At 52.9% G+C, this 16,346-nt stretch carries 18 protein-coding genes and 1 other annotated feature; of the genes, 2 read left to right on the top strand and 16 right to left on the bottom strand.

All coding sequences use genetic code 11. The annotated features are described in order from the left end of the window. Positions 1-54 precede the first annotated feature (54 nt). The 10 genes from ACXKZG_RS07775 to hisL form a co-directional block, all read right to left on the bottom strand. On the bottom strand, positions 55-852 hold the full coding sequence (locus ACXKZG_RS07775) for an ABC transporter substrate-binding protein (protein ID WP_053144072.1): 798 nt from the start codon (positions 850-852) through the stop codon (positions 55-57). A 119-nt stretch (positions 853-971) separates the two neighbouring features. After that, complete coding sequence (gene hisIE / locus ACXKZG_RS07780) at positions 972-1,583, bottom strand: bifunctional phosphoribosyl-AMP cyclohydrolase/phosphoribosyl-ATP diphosphatase HisIE (protein WP_013202932.1); 612 nt, start codon at positions 1,581-1,583, stop codon at positions 972-974. Further along, positions 1,577-2,353, bottom strand: coding sequence for an imidazole glycerol phosphate synthase subunit HisF (gene hisF / locus ACXKZG_RS07785; RefSeq protein WP_041692061.1), 777 nt, complete (start codon positions 2,351-2,353; stop codon positions 1,577-1,579). Before hisF ends, hisIE begins: the two co-directional genes overlap by 7 nt. Next, positions 2,335-3,072 carry a 1-(5-phosphoribosyl)-5-[(5-phosphoribosylamino)methylideneamino]imidazole-4-carboxamide isomerase gene (hisA, locus tag ACXKZG_RS07790; RefSeq protein ID WP_206403977.1) on the bottom strand — a complete coding sequence of 246 codons (738 nt, stop codon included), beginning with the start codon at positions 3,070-3,072 and terminating at the stop codon, positions 2,335-2,337. The genes hisF and hisA overlap by 19 nt, the downstream gene beginning before the upstream one ends. Before the next feature lie 5 nt (positions 3,073-3,077). Next, on the bottom strand, positions 3,078-3,668 hold the full coding sequence (hisH, locus tag ACXKZG_RS07795; protein WP_488875947.1) for an imidazole glycerol phosphate synthase subunit HisH: 591 nt from the start codon (positions 3,666-3,668) through the stop codon (positions 3,078-3,080). Continuing rightward, positions 3,668-4,735 carry a bifunctional histidinol-phosphatase/imidazoleglycerol-phosphate dehydratase HisB gene (gene hisB, locus ACXKZG_RS07800; protein ID WP_488875948.1) on the bottom strand — a complete coding sequence of 356 codons (1,068 nt, stop codon included), beginning with the start codon at positions 4,733-4,735 and terminating at the stop codon, positions 3,668-3,670. Before hisB ends, hisH begins: the two co-directional genes overlap by 1 nt. After that, entirely contained in the window at positions 4,732-5,823 is a 1,092-nt protein-coding gene (gene hisC / locus ACXKZG_RS07805) for a histidinol-phosphate transaminase (protein WP_488875949.1), read from the bottom strand. Before hisC ends, hisB begins: the two co-directional genes overlap by 4 nt. Further along, positions 5,820-7,127 (bottom strand): histidinol dehydrogenase, encoded by a 1,308-nt coding sequence (hisD, locus tag ACXKZG_RS07810; protein WP_488875950.1) that lies wholly within the window; start codon positions 7,125-7,127, stop codon positions 5,820-5,822. Before hisD ends, hisC begins: the two co-directional genes overlap by 4 nt. Positions 7,128-7,130: 3 nt before the next feature. After that, a complete protein-coding gene (hisG, locus tag ACXKZG_RS07815) occupies positions 7,131-8,030 on the bottom strand; it encodes an ATP phosphoribosyltransferase (RefSeq protein WP_488875951.1) in 900 nt (299 codons plus the stop codon). A 78-nt stretch (positions 8,031-8,108) separates the two neighbouring features. Next, positions 8,109-8,231, bottom strand: a sequence feature (His leader region). After that, entirely contained in the window at positions 8,207-8,254 is a 48-nt protein-coding gene (hisL, locus tag ACXKZG_RS07820) for a his operon leader peptide (RefSeq protein ID WP_100396937.1), read from the bottom strand. Its footprint overlaps the feature before it by 25 nt. 179 nt (positions 8,255-8,433) lie before the next feature. Here hisL and ACXKZG_RS07825 point away from each other — a divergent pair, with 179 nt between their 5' ends. Further along, on the top strand, positions 8,434-9,261 hold the full coding sequence (locus tag ACXKZG_RS07825) for an SDR family oxidoreductase (RefSeq protein WP_488875952.1): 828 nt from the start codon (positions 8,434-8,436) through the stop codon (positions 9,259-9,261). Between the two features lie 116 nt (positions 9,262-9,377). On the opposite strand, the gene ACXKZG_RS07830 is transcribed toward ACXKZG_RS07825, so the two are convergent. From ACXKZG_RS07830 to puuD, 6 genes are all read right to left on the bottom strand, one after another. After that, positions 9,378-10,655 (bottom strand): DUF6056 family protein, encoded by a 1,278-nt coding sequence (locus ACXKZG_RS07830; RefSeq protein ID WP_488875953.1) that lies wholly within the window; start codon positions 10,653-10,655, stop codon positions 9,378-9,380. After that, positions 10,648-11,577 carry a glycosyltransferase family 2 protein gene (locus ACXKZG_RS07835; protein WP_346594130.1) on the bottom strand — a complete coding sequence of 310 codons (930 nt, stop codon included), beginning with the start codon at positions 11,575-11,577 and terminating at the stop codon, positions 10,648-10,650. Before ACXKZG_RS07835 ends, ACXKZG_RS07830 begins: the two co-directional genes overlap by 8 nt. Continuing rightward, positions 11,574-11,933, bottom strand: coding sequence for a GtrA family protein (locus ACXKZG_RS07840; RefSeq protein ID WP_488875954.1), 360 nt, complete (start codon positions 11,931-11,933; stop codon positions 11,574-11,576). The genes ACXKZG_RS07835 and ACXKZG_RS07840 overlap by 4 nt, the downstream gene beginning before the upstream one ends. A gap of 107 nt (positions 11,934-12,040) precedes the next feature. Next, positions 12,041-13,318, bottom strand: coding sequence for an NAD(P)/FAD-dependent oxidoreductase (locus ACXKZG_RS07845; RefSeq protein WP_488875955.1), 1,278 nt, complete (start codon positions 13,316-13,318; stop codon positions 12,041-12,043). 31 nt (positions 13,319-13,349) lie between these two features. Continuing rightward, a complete protein-coding gene (puuR, locus tag ACXKZG_RS07850) occupies positions 13,350-13,907 on the bottom strand; it encodes an HTH-type transcriptional regulator PuuR (protein ID WP_013202919.1) in 558 nt (185 codons plus the stop codon). Continuing rightward, the gene (puuD, locus tag ACXKZG_RS07855; RefSeq protein ID WP_053142127.1) at positions 13,904-14,668 is read right to left on the bottom strand and encodes a gamma-glutamyl-gamma-aminobutyrate hydrolase; all 765 of its coding nucleotides are present in this window, start codon (positions 14,666-14,668) and stop codon (positions 13,904-13,906) included. Before puuD ends, puuR begins: the two co-directional genes overlap by 4 nt. 230 nt (positions 14,669-14,898) lie before the next feature. On the opposite strand from puuD, the gene ACXKZG_RS07860 reads away from it, so the two are divergent. After that, positions 14,899-16,314: a glutamine synthetase family protein gene (locus ACXKZG_RS07860; protein ID WP_488875956.1), complete on the top strand. Its 1,416-nt coding sequence runs from the start codon at positions 14,899-14,901 to the stop codon at positions 16,312-16,314. Positions 16,315-16,346 lie beyond the last annotated feature (32 nt).

Consider the following 16,346-nt stretch of genomic DNA (forward strand, 5'->3'; position numbering starts at 1 on the left):
ATCAGATCACTTAAAAGGGGGAAGAGTGTCGCGCCCGCAGACGCGACTCAGACACTATTTTTGAATGGAGATATCGGTCGCGAAATACTGCTTCTGAATCTTATCAAAGGTGCCGTTTTTCTTGATTTCCGCGAAAGCGTTGTCCAGCGCGGTTTTCAGCTCTGCATCGCCTTTACGCAGGCCAATCGCGGTGCCAGGGCCGATAATCGGATCCTGCACAATCGGGCCAGCCAGTTCGAAATCTTTGCCCTGAGGATGCTTCAGGAAGCCGATAGCCGCCTGTGCCGCATCGGTAAACACCGCATCCAGACGGCCGGAAACCAGATCGCTCTCAACCTGAGCCTGATCGCCATAAGGAACGACGTTCACCCCAGCCGGCTGCCATTTTGCCAGCGCATAGCGCTCCTGCACGGTACCCTGTTCAACGCCGACGGTTTTGCCTTTCAACGATTCCGGGGTAGGCAGCAGACCGGAGCCTTTGCGGGCAATCAGCTGGGTTTTGGTGTCATACATCGGCTCGGTAAAGTCGATCTGCTTGAGGCGTTCTTCGGTAACGCCCATGTCCGACAGAATGGCATCGAATTTACGCGCTTTCAGGGCTGGGATCATGCCGTCAAACTGGCTTTCCACCCACACGCATTTCGCCTGCATCTGAGTACAGAGCGCGTTACCCAAATCGATATCAAAACCGACCAGTTTGCCCTGCGGGGTTTTAGACTCAAAAGGAGGATAGGTTGGGTCAACCGCGAAGCGAACCTGATCGATTTTGGCCTGAGCGCCAAAAGCGCAGCCTGCCATCAACGAGGCAATCGCTGCCTTACGCAGCACAGAAGACATCAAAGTTTTAGCCATTATTTATTACATCTCAATAACTTTACACAAGCAGTCAGAGTAACTGCTGCTGCCGGTGGTGTGAATTTTTAATTGTAAAAAAAAGGCCGGTTTCCCGGCCTTAGCAACAGTGCTGAGAACTACTTGTGACGTTCACGCAGGTTGTTAATGATGGTGCTCAGATTCAAATCCTGATCCTGCAATAGGACCAGCAGGTGATAGATCAAATCGGAGGCTTCGTTAGTCAGTTCATGGCGATCGTTAACGGTCGCCGCCAGTGCGGTTTCCACACCTTCTTCACCCACTTTCTGCGCGATACGCTTGGTGCCGCTGGCGTACAGGCTGGCGGTATAAGAGCTTTTTGGATCCGCGTGCTTACGTTCTGCCAGCAGCTGCTCTAACTGGTAGAGGAACGTCCAGTCAGGGGCGGCCGGAGAGAAGCAGCTCGAGGTGCCCAGATGGCAGGTGGGGCCAATCGGGTTCGCCAGGATCAGCAAGGTGTCGTTATCGCAATCCGGTGTGATGCTGACCACGTTGAGGAAGTTTTCAGAGGTCTCGCCTTTGGTCCACAGACGCTGCTTGGTGCGCGACCACAGGGTCACTTTGCCAATTTCCAGCGTCTTAGCCAGCGCTTCCTGATTCATGTAGCCATGCATCAGCACTTCACCCGACACCGCGTGTTGGACGATGGCCGGCATCATGCCGTCAGTTTTTACCCAATCTAGCTGGGCCAGCTGTTGTTCTGTTAACACGCGCGGATCTCCACACCTTTTTCAATCAGGAACGCTTTCAGTTCCCCGATATTAATAATCTGCTTATGGAAGACGGAAGCGGCCAGCGCACCGTCGACATCGGCATCGCGGAAGGCTTCGTGGAAGTGTTCCATGGTGCCCGCGCCGCCAGAGGCGATCAGCGGCACCTTGCAAACCTCACGCATCTTCTGCAGTTGGATCAGGTCGTAGCCGTTGCGCACGCCGTCCTGATTCATCATATTCAGCACGATTTCGCCCGCGCCACGCTTCTGCACTTCCTGCACCCAGTCCAGCGTTTCCCAGGTGGTAACCTTGGTACGGCTTTCGTCACCGGTATATTGATTCACGTGATACTTGCCGGTTTCGCTGTCATACCAGGTATCAATGCCGACCACAATGCACTGTACGCCAAACCGGTCGGCAAGGCGGGTGATCAGCTCGGGATCGGCCAGCGCCGGCGAGTTGATCGAAATCTTATCGGCACCAAATGACAGGATCTGGGCAGCGTCTTCCGCCGACTTGATCCCGCCCGCGACGCAGAAGGGGATATCGATCACTTCAGCCACGCGGGAAACCCAGCTTTTATCGACGACGCGGCCATCTGACGAAGCGGTGATATCGTAAAACACCAGTTCATCGGCGCCTTCCTGGGCATAACGCTGCGCCAGTGGCACGATGTCGCCAATAATTTCATGATTACGGAACTGTACGCCTTTCACTACCTGACCGTCACGGACGTCCAGGCAGGGTATTATCCTTTTTGCCAGCATGAGATTGCCTCCGCAACGGTGAATTTACCTTCCAACAGGGCGCGACCGACGATCACGCCTTTTGCACCGCAGCCGTTCAGCGCCGCAACGTCATCCAGCGAACCAATGCCACCCGAGGACTGGAAGGCGATGGTTGGGAAGCGGGCGGACACTTCGCGATACAGCTCAACATTGGAACCGCTGAGCGTGCCATCGCGGGAGATATCGGTGCACAGCACATGCTTCAGGCCGACCGGCAGGAACTGCTCAATCACTTCTTCCAGCGTCACGCCGGCGGCTTCCTGCCAGCCGCTGATCGCCACTTCCTTGCGGTTGTTGGCATCAATACGCACGTCCAGTGCCAGCACAATGGCATCCGGGCCGTACTGCTTAAACCAGCTTTTCACTTCTTCAGGATCTTTTACCGCGGTTGATCCGACCACCACGCGGGTGGCACCGGCGTTCAGCAGCGCTTCCACATCGTCACGGGTGCGGATACCGCCACCCACCTGCACCGGCACATTAACGCCTGCGAGCAACGTGGTCAGCAGCGGGATCTGGCGCGCCGCCGGATCTTTGGCACCGGTTAAATCCACCAGGTGCAGCACTTCCGCGCCCTGAGCTTCATAATCCTGTAAACGTGGCAGCGGATCGCTGCCGTAATCACGCTGCTGGCCATAGTCGCCCTGATGCAGACGGACCACTTTGCCTTCTATTAAATCTAACGCGGGGATAATCATGCCCGTTACATCTCCAGGAAGTTTTTCAGCAGCTGCGCGCCAGCGGCACCGGAACGCTCCGGGTGGAACTGCACGCCGAAGAAGTTATCTTTCTGCACCGCAGCGGTAAAGGCTTCACCGTAGCTGCATTGGGCGATGGTGTACTCGTTCACCGGCATGGCATAGCCGTGCACAAAGTAGAAGTAGGATCCATCAGGAATGCCGCGGAACAGGTGATTACCCGCCTGTGAGGTGATCTGGTTCCAACCCATATGCGGCAGCGGCAGACCCAGGTCGACCATTTTCAAAACCGGTTGCTCGATAATGCCGAGGGTTTTCACGCCGCCGCTTTCATCGCTTTCAGAACCCAATAGCTGCATGCCAAGACAGATGCCCAACACCGGTTGAGTACAGGCTTTGATCAGCTGAATAAGCTCACGCTCGCGCAGCTGATCCATCGCCGCCTGCGCGGTACCCACGCCCGGCAGCAGCAGTTTATCTGCCTGTAACACCGTATCCGCCTCGCGGCTCACGATCGGATCGTAGCCCAGACGTTGCACGGCCCACTTTACCGATGAGAGGTTGGCGCAGCCTGTATCCAGGATCACCACGTTCATTACAGCACTCCTTTCGAGCTGGGCAGCGTGTTGCCCTCAACGCGAATGGCCTGACGCAGCGTACGGCCAAAGGCTTTGAACAGGCTTTCAACGCGGTGATGGTCGTTTTTGCCCTTGGTTTTCAGGTGCAGGGTGCTCGCCATGGTGTAAGAGAGCGAGCTGAAGAAGTGTTCAACCATCTCGGTGCTCAGGTCGCCTACGCGCTGATAGCTGAACTCCGCTTTATATTCGAGGTGCGGGCGGCCGGAGATATCCAGCGCGCAGCGTGCCAGACATTCGTCCATTGGCAGCACAAAGCCAAAGCGGCCGATGCCACGTTTGTCACCCAGCGCTTTCAGCAAGGCTTCGCCCAGCGCCAGGCCGGTGTCTTCCACCGTGTGGTGATCGTCGATATACAGGTCACCCTTCACATCGATGTTCATACGGAAACCGCCGTGGGTGGCAATCTGATCGAGCATATGGTCAAAGAAGCCGACGCCGGTGTTGAACTTGCTGTTGCCTTCACGATCCAGCCAGACTTCGACGCTGATCTGCGTTTCTTTGGTATTACGCTTCACCAGCGCATGACGATCGCGTTTGGTCAGCTGCTGCTCAATCGCCAGCCAGTTGAGGTCGTTGCGCGAGTAGAGCAGGCCGGTAATGCCCATATTGCTGGCCAGCTGCACGTCCGTCGCGCGGTCACCAATCACGTAGCTGTTGGCGGTATCCAGCACGCCAGCGGCCAGCCAGGTTTCAACCATTTTGGTTTTCGGCTTGCGGCAGTCGCAGTTGTCAGCAGGCAGATGCGGGCAAATCAGCACATCATCAAACTGCACGCCCTGTGAGGAAAGGATTTGCATCATCAGGTTCTGCGGGCCATCGAAATCAGCCTGCGGGAAGCTGTCGGTGCCCAGGCCATCCTGATTGGTGATCATCACCAGTTTGAAGCCGGCTTTCTGCAGTGACAGCAGCACCGGGATCACGTCTGGCTCAAAGGCCAGCTTGTCCATGCGATCCACCTGGAAGTCGGTCGGCGGCTCGGAGATGATCGTGCCGTCACGATCGATAAAAAGGACTTTCTGGCTCATGCTTGCTCCCTGGTATCGGACGCGCCGGGTAAGGTTTTCAACGCCGAAATGGCGCGGTTACACTCTTCACGGGTGCCGACGGAGATGCGCAGGCATCCCGACAGCCCCGGCTGTTTGTTCTGGTCACGCAGAATAATGCCCCGATCCCACAGCGTTTTAAAGACCTGGCTGGAGGCGGTAAAGCGCGCAAGAACATAATTGGTTTCGCTTGGGAACACCTGCTCCACGCAGTCACATTGCTGCAAGGCGGCGATCAGCAGCTCACGGGTGGCAACCAATTCGCTGACGTGGGATTTCATTATTGCAATGCCATGGTCGCTCAGTGCCTGGGCTGCAATGTCGGCAACCGGGGTGGAGAGAGGATAGGGTGCGATAACCTTCATCAACAGGGCAATCACCTCAGCATTCGCCAGGGTGAAGCCACAGCGCAATCCTGCCAGCGCAAAGGCTTTCGACAGCGTCCGCAGGATCACCAGATGGGGATAGGCTTGCAGCCAGCCGGTCAACGACGCCTGCGGGCAGAATTCGATGTAAGCTTCATCCGCGACCACCAGTGCTTTGCCACGCGTCATTTCCAGTAGCTGACGAATATCGTCAGGATTAACCAGATTACCGGTCGGGTTGTTCGGGCTGCAAATGTAGACCAGCTTCACGCCATCCAGCTGCTCAGCAATGGCTGGCAGGTTCAGTTGCCAACCCTCACCGGCTTCCACGGTGCGATATTCCACGCCGATGGTTTCAGCGCTGACGCTGTACATGCCGTAAGTCGGTGGGCAGAACAGCACCGCATCTTTACCCGGTTCACAGAAGGCGCGAATCAGCAGTTCGATGCCCTCATCGGCACCCCGGCTAACCAGAACCTGCTCTTTGGTCAGACCGGCGTAAGCGGCATAACGCTCAATCACCAGCGCAGGCTGACATTCCGGGTAGCGGTTCAGGGTTTGCTGCGACAGCTCAAAGGGCACGGCCAGCGGATATTCATTGGCGTTCAGCCAGACGTCACCGTTGCCACCCAGACGACGGGCAGACTGATAAGGCGTGAGGGCGCGGACGTTAGCCCTCGCCAACTCTTCAATCTTAGTGCTCATGGCTTCTCCTTAAGCGCGGCAACGCGCAGGGTGACGGCATTTTTGTGTGCGTTGAGCTGTTCGGCGGCGGCCAGAATCTCGATGGTCGGTGCGAGGTTCAAAAAGCCTTGCGGCGTCAGCTCCTGCACGGTCATACGCTTCTGGAAATCCGCCAGACCGAGGCTTGAACAGGTTGCGGTATAACCGTAGGTCGGCAGCACGTGGTTGGTGCCGGACGCATAGTCGCCGGCAGATTCCGGTGACCAGTCACCGAGGAATACCGACCCAGCGCTGGTGATGCTGTCTACCCAATCACGCGCCTGACGCGTCTGGATAATCAGGTGCTCCGGCCCATAGCGGTTGCTGATTTCAATGCACTGCTGCAGATCCCTGGTGACAATCAGACGGCTGCTTTCCAGCGCCTTCCGTGCGGTTTCTGCGCGTGGCAATTCGGCCAGCTGAGTTTCTATCGCTGCAGCCACGTCTTGCGCCATCTGTAATGACGGCGTCAGTAAAATAACCTGAGAGTCCGGCCCGTGTTCAGCCTGGGAAAGCAGGTCGGAAGCGACAAACGCCGGTGTCGCTTCCGCATCGGCAATGACCAGCACTTCAGAAGGTCCGGCGGGCATATCAATCGCGGCCCCATCCAGGCGCTGGCTGACCTGACGCTTCGCCTCGGTCACATACGCGTTACCCGGTCCAAAAATCTTGTCGACTTTCGGCACCGATTCCGTGCCCAGCGCCAGCGCGGCAATTGCCTGCGCGCCGCCAACCTGGAACACTTCCTTCACGCCACAGAGTTTGGCGGCATAGAGGATTTCGTCGGCAATTGGCGGCGGCGAACACAGCACTACGCGCTGGCATCCGGCGATGCGGGCCGGGGTGGCCAGCATCAATACGGTCGAGAACAACGGGGCGGTGCCACCCGGAATATACAGACCCACCGAGGCCACCGGACGGGTGATCTGCTGGCAGCGTACGCCCGGCTGCGTTTCGATATCAACCGGTGGCAAGGTTTGCGCCACGTGGAAGGTTTCAATGTTGCCTACGGCCGTGGCCATCGCCTGCTTTATGTCATCACCCAGACGGGCGGCGGCCGCGTCAATTTCCTCTGCGGTGACACGTAATGCGTCAACCTGGGTCTTATCGAAAGCCGCGCTGTAAAAACGCAGTGCCGCGTCGCCTTCCGCTTTGACCTTATCCAGGATGCCGCGCACGGTAAGGCTGATATTCTCTGATGCGGAAATCGCCGGACGAGTCAGAAGCGCGTGTTGCTGCGCGTCATCACAAGTCTGCCAGTCGATGGGGGTCGCGAAGTTTGCCATCGGTTACTCCATCATCTTCTCAATTGGCAATACCAGAATGGAGCTGGCGCCCAGCGCTTTCAGCTTTTCCATCGTTTCCCAGAACAGGGTCTCGCTGCTGACCATATGCATCGCGACGCGGCTCTTATCGCCCGCCAGTGGCAATACGGTAGGGCGCTCGGCACCCGGCAGCAGGGAGATAATGTCTTCCAGCTTTTCGCTTGGCGCGTGCAGCATGATGTATTTGGATTCGCGGGCCTGAATAACACCCTGGATACGGGTCATCAGTTTGTCGATCAGTTCCTGCTTGGCGCCTGGCATTTCGCCGTCACGCTGGATCAGACAGGCTTTAGAGCGGTAAATCACTTCAACTTCACGCAGGCCGTTGGCTTCCAGCGTGGCGCCGGTAGACACCAGGTCACAAATGGCATCCGCCAGACCGGCACGAGGGGCCACTTCGACTGAACCATTCAGCAGGCAGGATTTGAAAGCCACGCCCTGTTTGTCCAGATATTGCTTCAGCAGGTGCGGATAAGAGGTGGCGATACGGGAGTTTTGTAAACACTGCGGACCGGTATATTCATCATCAACGGACATCGCCATTGACAGACGGCAACCGCCGAAATCCAGACGACGCAGGGTGAAATAACGCGGGTCTTCGCCCTGAGCACGACGGTTCAGCAGCTCTTCTTCCAGCACGTTCTCGCCTATGATACCAAGGTCAACTACGCCATCCATGACCAGGCCCGGAATATCGTCATCACGGACACGCAGAATATCGATCGGCATGTTTTCGGCGAAGGCAATCAGACGCTGCTGCTGCAGATTGATTTTGATGCCGCAGCGGGAGAGCAATTCGCGTGAATCATCGCTTAAACGGCCTGATTTCTGCATAGCTATGCGTAAACGGGTGTTATCTAACATCGGTACCTTTCCTTATTTCCTGTCTGCTTCGACCTGAGATTATTGGCAGTTCGTCCATCCTGGCCAGGGCATGGCCCAAAAAAAAAGCCCCCGGAAGGTGATCTTCCGGGGGCTTCTCTTGCGTTCTGCACCACTGGAAGATCCTACTCGTCTTCCAGCACACATCGCCTGAAAGACTAGTCAGGGTGATGGTGATGATGGTGGTTGAACTGAACGCGTGTCATAAAATTCTCTTGGATGAATGGATATTCATTTCGTGACAAATAACCTAACGCAGGAGATAGCGAGGCGCAACCCTTTTTTGTCAATGATGAAAGATTCTCTCATCATCTGTGCATTGTCACTGACACTCGGCTGGCGTAGGTTTAGGGTATTGAGCAGGCCTCACTACAGGAGTCAGAGGATGAAAAAAGTTGCCATTATTGGTCTGGGTTGGTTGGGGATGCCGTTGGGGCTGTCGCTCACCGCTCACGGCTGGCAGGTTACCGGCAGTAAAACCACGCTGGATGGGGTTGAAGCTGCGCGGATGTGCGGCATTGAAAGCTATTTACTGGAGCTGACGCCCGAACTTATCTGCGATCCCGATGATTTAGACGCGCTGCTGAGCGTGGATGCGCTGGTGATCACCTTGCCAGCCAGTCGGACAGCTGAAGGCGGCGAAAACTATCTGTTAGCGGTGCAGCAAATTGTCGATAGCGCGCTGGCCCGATCGATTCCGCGAATCATTTTCACCAGCTCAACCTCTGTCTATGGCAGCGGTTCCGGGGTGATGAAAGAAAGTTCGCCGCTTGAGCCACAGACGGTGGCCGGTAAAACGCTGAAGGAGTTAGAGGACTGGCTGCATCATCTGCCGAATACCTCGGTCGATATCCTGCGTTTGTCCGGGCTGGTGGGGCCGGAACGTCATCCGGGCCGCTTCCTGGCGGGGAAAACCGATTTGACCGATGGTAGCCATGGCGTAAACCTGGTGCATCTTGAAGATGTGGTTGCAGCGATTTCTTTACTGCTGAAAACGCCGAAGGGCGGCCACATCTATAACCTGAGCGCGGCGAAACATCCTGCCCGTAACGTGTTCTATCCCGCCGTCGCAAGGCAGCTTGGCTTGACACCACCGACGTTTATTCAGGAGCCGGGTGAAGACAAAGGCAAGATCATCGACGGCAGCAAGATTAGCAGCGAGCTAGGGTTCGAGTATAGCTATCCGGATCCGGCGAAGATGCCTTTAAAATAAGTTAACTCTTATTTTAATTGTTGAATTGGAGCGTTGGATTCTACTATGGGGATAAAACTGTCAGCCGAAATTTATTTTGGCATGACAGTTCTATCAGGATTTAATGCTCACTCATTTCACTTGGTTATATTACAGTCATAATAATTACGGCTCGAAGTTACCTGGTTGTAATACCATTCATCACGATTATTTATGTATCGGTAACCATGATCATCCATGATCAATTTAATTTTATATCCATTATTACATTTTTCAGTACCTAGGGCATTAATAATTCCTATTTCCCTTTCTGCCATTTTATTCCCATAGGAAGAGTAAATATGGAAAGTATAAATCCCAAAGCATGTTGATATAAGCAAGATTAAGGTGAGCAGGTTTTTAATCTTGAATTCAATAAGTGCGATGGTGCATGCATAGCAGATAATTGAAAACATTACGCACCAAGCAAAGAGAAAACTACGTGCTTCGGTATAGGGAGATGCTAACATTGAACCCACAACTAATACAGATGCAATGATAAGTGCAATATGGTATTTTGAAATTAATTTCAATCTTGATAGATACATTAAAGAAATAATGGATAGCGCTAATAATAAAGATGAAGTATCAAAGAAAGTTGACACAATATCTTTGAATCTTTCAGTGTAATGAATTATTGGGTTGCTATTGGATTGAATTGTATTAGCATAATAATTTCTTCGGATTGATGTAGAGTGTGCCGTGATTAAACATAACCATCCTCCAAGTAAAAACATGATAGGTAAGTAATTTATTATATTCTTTCTTTTTTCCCAAACGCATAAAGTAAGAAATGAAATAGCAACAGAGAACGGGACGTTTTCGAAACTCATACCAGCTAAAAAACAGACTATGAGATAAGCTATGTATAGTTTACGATTTTTTTTCATTTCCTCAATGCTATGTCTTTTAGCATAGGGAATTGCGACACTCATAATCAATAACATAGTTTGCAAATATTCTGAATTGGCTGTTTTCCAGAAAAAAACTTCCATTCCTGGCCATATAAGAAAAGTTAGGCTGGCAGCAACTAAAGACACTTGTTTCCACTTATTTTCATCTTTTTTGCTACTTAGCATAGCAATGCAAATTGAGAATAAAATAAATGAAAAGCTGTATATGAAAATAGAAATCCATTTTGGTAAACTTAATTCGAAAATGGCAATCTGCTCTCCTAATCTTGCATTCCACGTCGCCATCTGTGAGCTCGACTTGTTGACTGCATATGAAAGTCTCTCAAAAATGCCTTCGGTATGAAATAACCTAGTTAAGCCATAGTCCTCACCCGCCATTGGGGCAACCAAAACGACAGAAACATAGATTACAAAAGAAACAAGTGCAAATATCTGTAATTCTCTTTTAACAAGACTATTCATGTTTGGTGATCTTTTTCTTTAAAATAAAACGAGGTCTCTGTTTGGTTTCAACATATATTCTACCAATATATTCACCAAGGACACCAATACCAATAAGCTGAATCCCGCCAAGAAATAGGATTGAAACCAATATCGAAGGATAGCCAGCCACAGGATTCCCCCAAATGATTTTATCCAAGATCATCCAACCGCCGTACAGGAACGATAAGCCAGCCACGAACAAGCCAAGATAAGTCCAGACCCTGAGGGGGAAGGTTGAGAAAGAAGTAATCCCTTCAAGAGCCAGGTTCCATAACTTCCAGCCATTGAATTTGCTGTCACCAGCCACACGGCTAGCGCGGACATACTCTACAACCGCAGTCTGTCCGCCAACCCAGCTAAGAATACCCTTCATAAAGAGATTCCTTTCCTGAAGTAGTTTGATATTTTCAACCACTTCGCGCGACATGAGTCGGAAGTCACCGACATTTTCCTCAATTTTTGGCGAGCTGATTTTGTTGTGCAACTTGTAAAACCATTCTGCGGTTTTACGCTTTATGTGGCCGTCCGAACTTCTGTCAATTCTTTTTGCCAGCACAATCTCTGCGCCAATCTGCCACTTATCAATTAGCGCAGGGATCACCTCAATGGGATCTTGCAGATCGACATCAATTGGAATGATGGCATCGCCCGTTGCGGCTTCAAGCCCGGCAAATAATGCGGGTTCCTTACCAAAGTTGCGCGTAAAAGAGAGGTGTTTAACCAGTGGGTCACCAGACTCGATTTCAGCTAACACGGATTCTGTTCTGTCACGGCTTCCATCGTTAATGAAGACAATTTCAACTTCATATTGTTCTAAGGCCGCATAACCACGAACAGCCGAATAGAAGAAAGGAATGGCTTCCTCTTCATTAAACACTGGAACAATTAACGAAATTTTCATCTCTTACCCCTGAAGATGAACAGTTTTGAGTAGGCAAAGCCACAAATCAGACTGATTGCCGAAAATGCAATTAACGTAATAAGTGCAGGGATATGCATTTTATCTGCTGACCAGCCAATTGCACCCGCCATGGCCCCCATGAAGACCACATACATAAGATAACGTGCAGTGGTAGCTTCTTGATTGAATGTCCACTTAGCATTTACGAAAAATGAGAAGGTGACGGCCACGCAAAAGGCGGTGAAATTAGACAGCGACTGACTTGAACCGTGAGCGTACAGCGCAGTGAATACGGCCCAGTGGATAAGGGTGTTTAGAACGCCAACCGAGGCGTATCTGGCAAATAGCTTAAGCATTAAGGCGCCCAAAAAACAAAGAGGCCGATCTTGCCACCACACTGGCCTCTTAGCAAGGGTATCAAACAGTATCTTAACCAGCGGACGGGCTCAGTTAATCGATGGTTTTAAACCCCTAACCGATCCCGCAACGAGTACCAGGCCGCGCCAATCGCCGTTAGCGGCACGCGGAAGCGATGGCCGCCGGGGAAGGGCAGATGGGGGAGTTTGGCAAAAGCATCAAAGCGCTGTGGCTGGCCGCTTAGCGCTTCACTTACCAGTTTCCCAGCCAGATGCGTAAAGGTCACGCCATGTCCGCTGTCGCCCTGAATATAGAACACGCCGTTATCCAGACGACCGACCTGGGGCATGCGGGAAAGCGTCAGCAGGAAATTTCCGCTCCAGCGGTAATCAAACGTAATTCCCGCCAGTTGTGGAAAGGTCTTCAGTAACTTAGGCCGAATTAACGCATCAATATCTTCCGGTTCGCGCGCGCCATATACCACGCCGCCACCGTATAACAAACGGTTATCCGCAGTGAGTCGGTAGTAATCCAGCAGATAGTTACAGTCTTCCACGCAGCGATTGTTGGGCAATAGCGCCAGCGCCTTGTCAGCGGAAAGGGGTTCGGTGGCCACAATCTGGGAACCGCAGGGAATGCTCAAACGCGTTAATCGGGGCTCTAGATGCGGAGCCAGGTATGCATTTCCGGCCAAAATTACGAATTTTGCAGTGACATGGCCTTTAGCGGTTTTGACCTGATGGGGATTGCCGTAGTCCACCGAGATCACTTCGGACTCTTCATAAATGCGTCCGCCGTGATTCCGAATAGCTTCAGCTTCACCCAGTGCCAGATTCAGCGGATGAATATGGCCGCCGTTGTTATCCAGCAGACCACCGACGTAGCGCTCGCTGGCAATTTCACGGCGGATACCGGTTTCATCCAGCATCTGTAATGCATTATTACCGTACTGTTTCCAACGTTTCTGCTGATCCTGCAGATGGTGCAGCTGACGTTTATTCAACGCAGCGAATATTCCGCCCTGGCGATAGTCGCAGGCAATATCATAACGCTTGATGCGATCGCGGATCACGCTGGCGCCTTCAAACATCATGCTGCCCAGCAAGCGGGCACTCTCTTTGCCGTAACGTTTTTCAATGACGTCAACATCGCGGCTGTAAGAGTTCACTACCTGGCCGCCATTGCGCCCGCTGGCGCCAAATCCAACTTTAGCCGCTTCCAGCACCACCACGTCATAACCGGCCTCGGTGAGGAACAGGGCGGAAGACAGCCCGGTAAAGCCCCCGCCAATCACACAAACATCACACTGAATACTGTTTTCAAGCTGTGGCCAGGGAGCGTGAGGATTGGCCGTTGCGGCATAGTAACTCTTCACATGGTCCATAACTCCCTCCTTTTCTGATCAAGTTCCCGGCTCAGAACGTCGCTGGGGTATGCGCACTGACAATCCGACAAGGCTGTGCGAATGAATTGGTAAAACTGTGGGGCAGGCCGGTATTAATGACGTAGCTCTGCCCGGCATGCAGCGAATAGCTCTGGCCACTGATGGTCAGAACAATTTGTCCTTCCAACAGCGTGCCGGTCTCTTCTCCCTGATGACGGATTTTCTCGCCCGTGGTGGCACCGGGTTCATAGGTTTCCAGCAGCATGCCCAAGGTGCGTTCCGGGTTGCCATTGTGAATTAACTTTAACGACACGCCCTGACTGCCAATATCGATCAGCTCATGGGCATCTATCACCACTTTCGGTGCCTCATCCTTTACCGGTTCGGAGAAAAATTCGGAAAGGGACAGACCATATACCTTTAATAACTTCTGCAGCGTGCTGACCGCAGGGCTGACTTTGTCCTGTTCGATCGTACTGATGGCGCTATGCGTCAGGCCGGAGAGTTCGGCGACGCGCCGTTGTGACATTCCCATCTGTTGGCGGATTTCCGATAAACGTCGTCCCGGTGCCACAGTGGCTTCGCTCATGGCCTTTTTTCCTCCTGATGCCGTTGGCAGGCGTGAATAAATCCATCGAACAACAGGCGGGATAACGTCGACGTCTCGCTTTGCCATTCCGGATGCCATTGCACCGCAAGAGCAAACGGATGGTCACGCAGGCTGACGGCCTCAATCAGGCCATCGGCGGCACGCGCCTCGATGCGCAGTGGGGCACCCAGGGTGCGGATCCCCTGTTGATGTAGCGAATTGACCCAGAACTTCTCGCAGCCTTCCACCAGTGGGGAAAGCAGGCCGTCCGGCTCAACGTAAACTTCATGTGCCGGCGCGTATTGTTCGTCCAGCGTTAAGGCTTCATCTTCCCGATGTTCCTGGAAGCCGGGAACCGTGTGCAGCTGGCGATGCAGGCTGCCACCGGTTGCCACCACCAGTTCCTGCAATCCACGACAGATAGCCAGAACCGGCAGACGTTGATAGGTTGCTGCGTTAATTAAGGCAAAGGCCAGCTGGTCGCGACCCGGATCGGCATAATCTTCGGTGCCGGATTCGCCATAGTGGTGAGGTTCGATATTGCTTGGGCTGCCGGTCAGCAGCAGGCCAGACAGCGGAGCCATAGCAATTTCTAATAGATCGGAAGAAGACATCAATCCCTGCGGTAAAGCCAGCGGAACACCGCCCGCCTGCAGTACGGCTTCGAGATATTTGTTATGCACCATCTGGGTGGGATGACCGCCCTTGTCAATCTGGCACATCACTACGCCAATCAATGGCTTGTTAAATATAATGCCCATCTTTCCCCTCGTGAAGCTGTTCAATATATCTACCGGAAAAGGCGCGTTAGCCGCAAATTTGTACAATATATTTTCAATCTAGCAACCGACTGCACAATATTCAAACTGATTTGGCGGCAAAATAAACTTGAATGTAACATTTGCACACTTTTTGTGTTGGCGCTATGTTAGAAATGTGGCTGTTATTTTGAGCAACGCTCAACACTAACCAGACAAAGGCGGGCAGGACTATGACAAATATTGTCGAAGTAGAAGACTTCACGAGACACAGTGAACAGAAACGAACCAGCGCGTTCCAGAATGAAGTGCATGCTTATCTGGAACGCCACCCTGAAACGCAGTACGTCGATATTCTTCTCAACGATCTCAACGGTGTCTTTCGCGGTAAGCGGATCCCCTTCGCTAATCTGACCAAACTCGAGAAAGGCTGTTACTTCCCCGCTTCAGTTTTCGCTATGGACATCCTCGGCAACACCGTAGAAGGAGCCGGTCTGGGCCAGGCACTCGGTGAACCGGACAACATTTGTATTCCCGTCGAAGGCACGTTAATCCCCTCAGCTGCCGATCCTCAACATCTGGCGCAGGTGCTTCTGACCATGCGCAATCAAGATGGTACTCCCTTTGACGTTGAACCCCGGAACGTTCTCAATCACCTCTGGCAACAGTTGCGTAATCGAGGTCTGTTTCCTGTGGTAGCGGTAGAGCTGGAGTTCTATCTGGTCGACAAAAAGCGTGATGCGGAAGGCTTTATTCAGCCACCGTGCGCGCCGGGCAGCGACGAGCGGAATATGCAAAGCCAGGTGTACTCGGTTGATAACCTCGATCACTTCTCCGAGGTGTTAAGCGAGATCGATACGATTGCAAAACAGCAGGGGATCCCCGCCGATGGCGCGCTGGCCGAAGCCTCTCCAGGCCAGTTCGAGATCAATCTTCATCATACGCGCAATGTGCTCAGTGCCTGTGATCATGCTATTCAGTTGAAACGCCTGGTGCGGCAGGTGGCTGAAAACCACGGTATGACCGCCACCTTTATGGCCAAGCCTTATGAGGAATACGCCGGCAGTGGGATGCATGTGCATATCAGCGTGCTGGATGCCGCCGATAATAATGCCTTCGCCTGCGATGACGGCAGCAACTCGCCGCTGTTGAAGCGTGCGCTGGCCGGAATGATCGACCTGATGCCCGCCTCAATGGCGCTGTTAGCGCCGAACGTCAATGCCTATCGCCGTTTTCTGCCCGATGCCTTTGTGCCGTTGCAGGCTTCCTGGGGCCATAACAATCGCACCGTTGCGCTGCGTATTCCCTGCGGAGATATCGATAGCCACCGTATTGAATACCGTGTTGCCGGCGCGGATGCCAATCCCTATCTGGTGATGGCGGCGATTCTTGCCGGTATGCTGCACGGTATTGATAATCAGCTGCCCTTACCGCCGGCGATCACCGGAAATGGTCACGAAGCCGACGGCAATCCGTTGCCAATCCGCCAGAGCGACGCGCTGTATGAGTTTGAACAAAGCACTCCGCTGCAAAAGTTGCTGGGTGAGCGCTTTGGGTTTGTCTGGCACAGCTGCAAACACCATGAACTGATGCATTTCGAACGCCTGATTACGTCAACAGAAATCGACTGGATGCTGAAAAACGCCTGATGGAGGGCCATTAAGATGACGCAAACCACCCA

This window comes from Erwinia sp. 2186 (genome assembly GCF_057812255.1).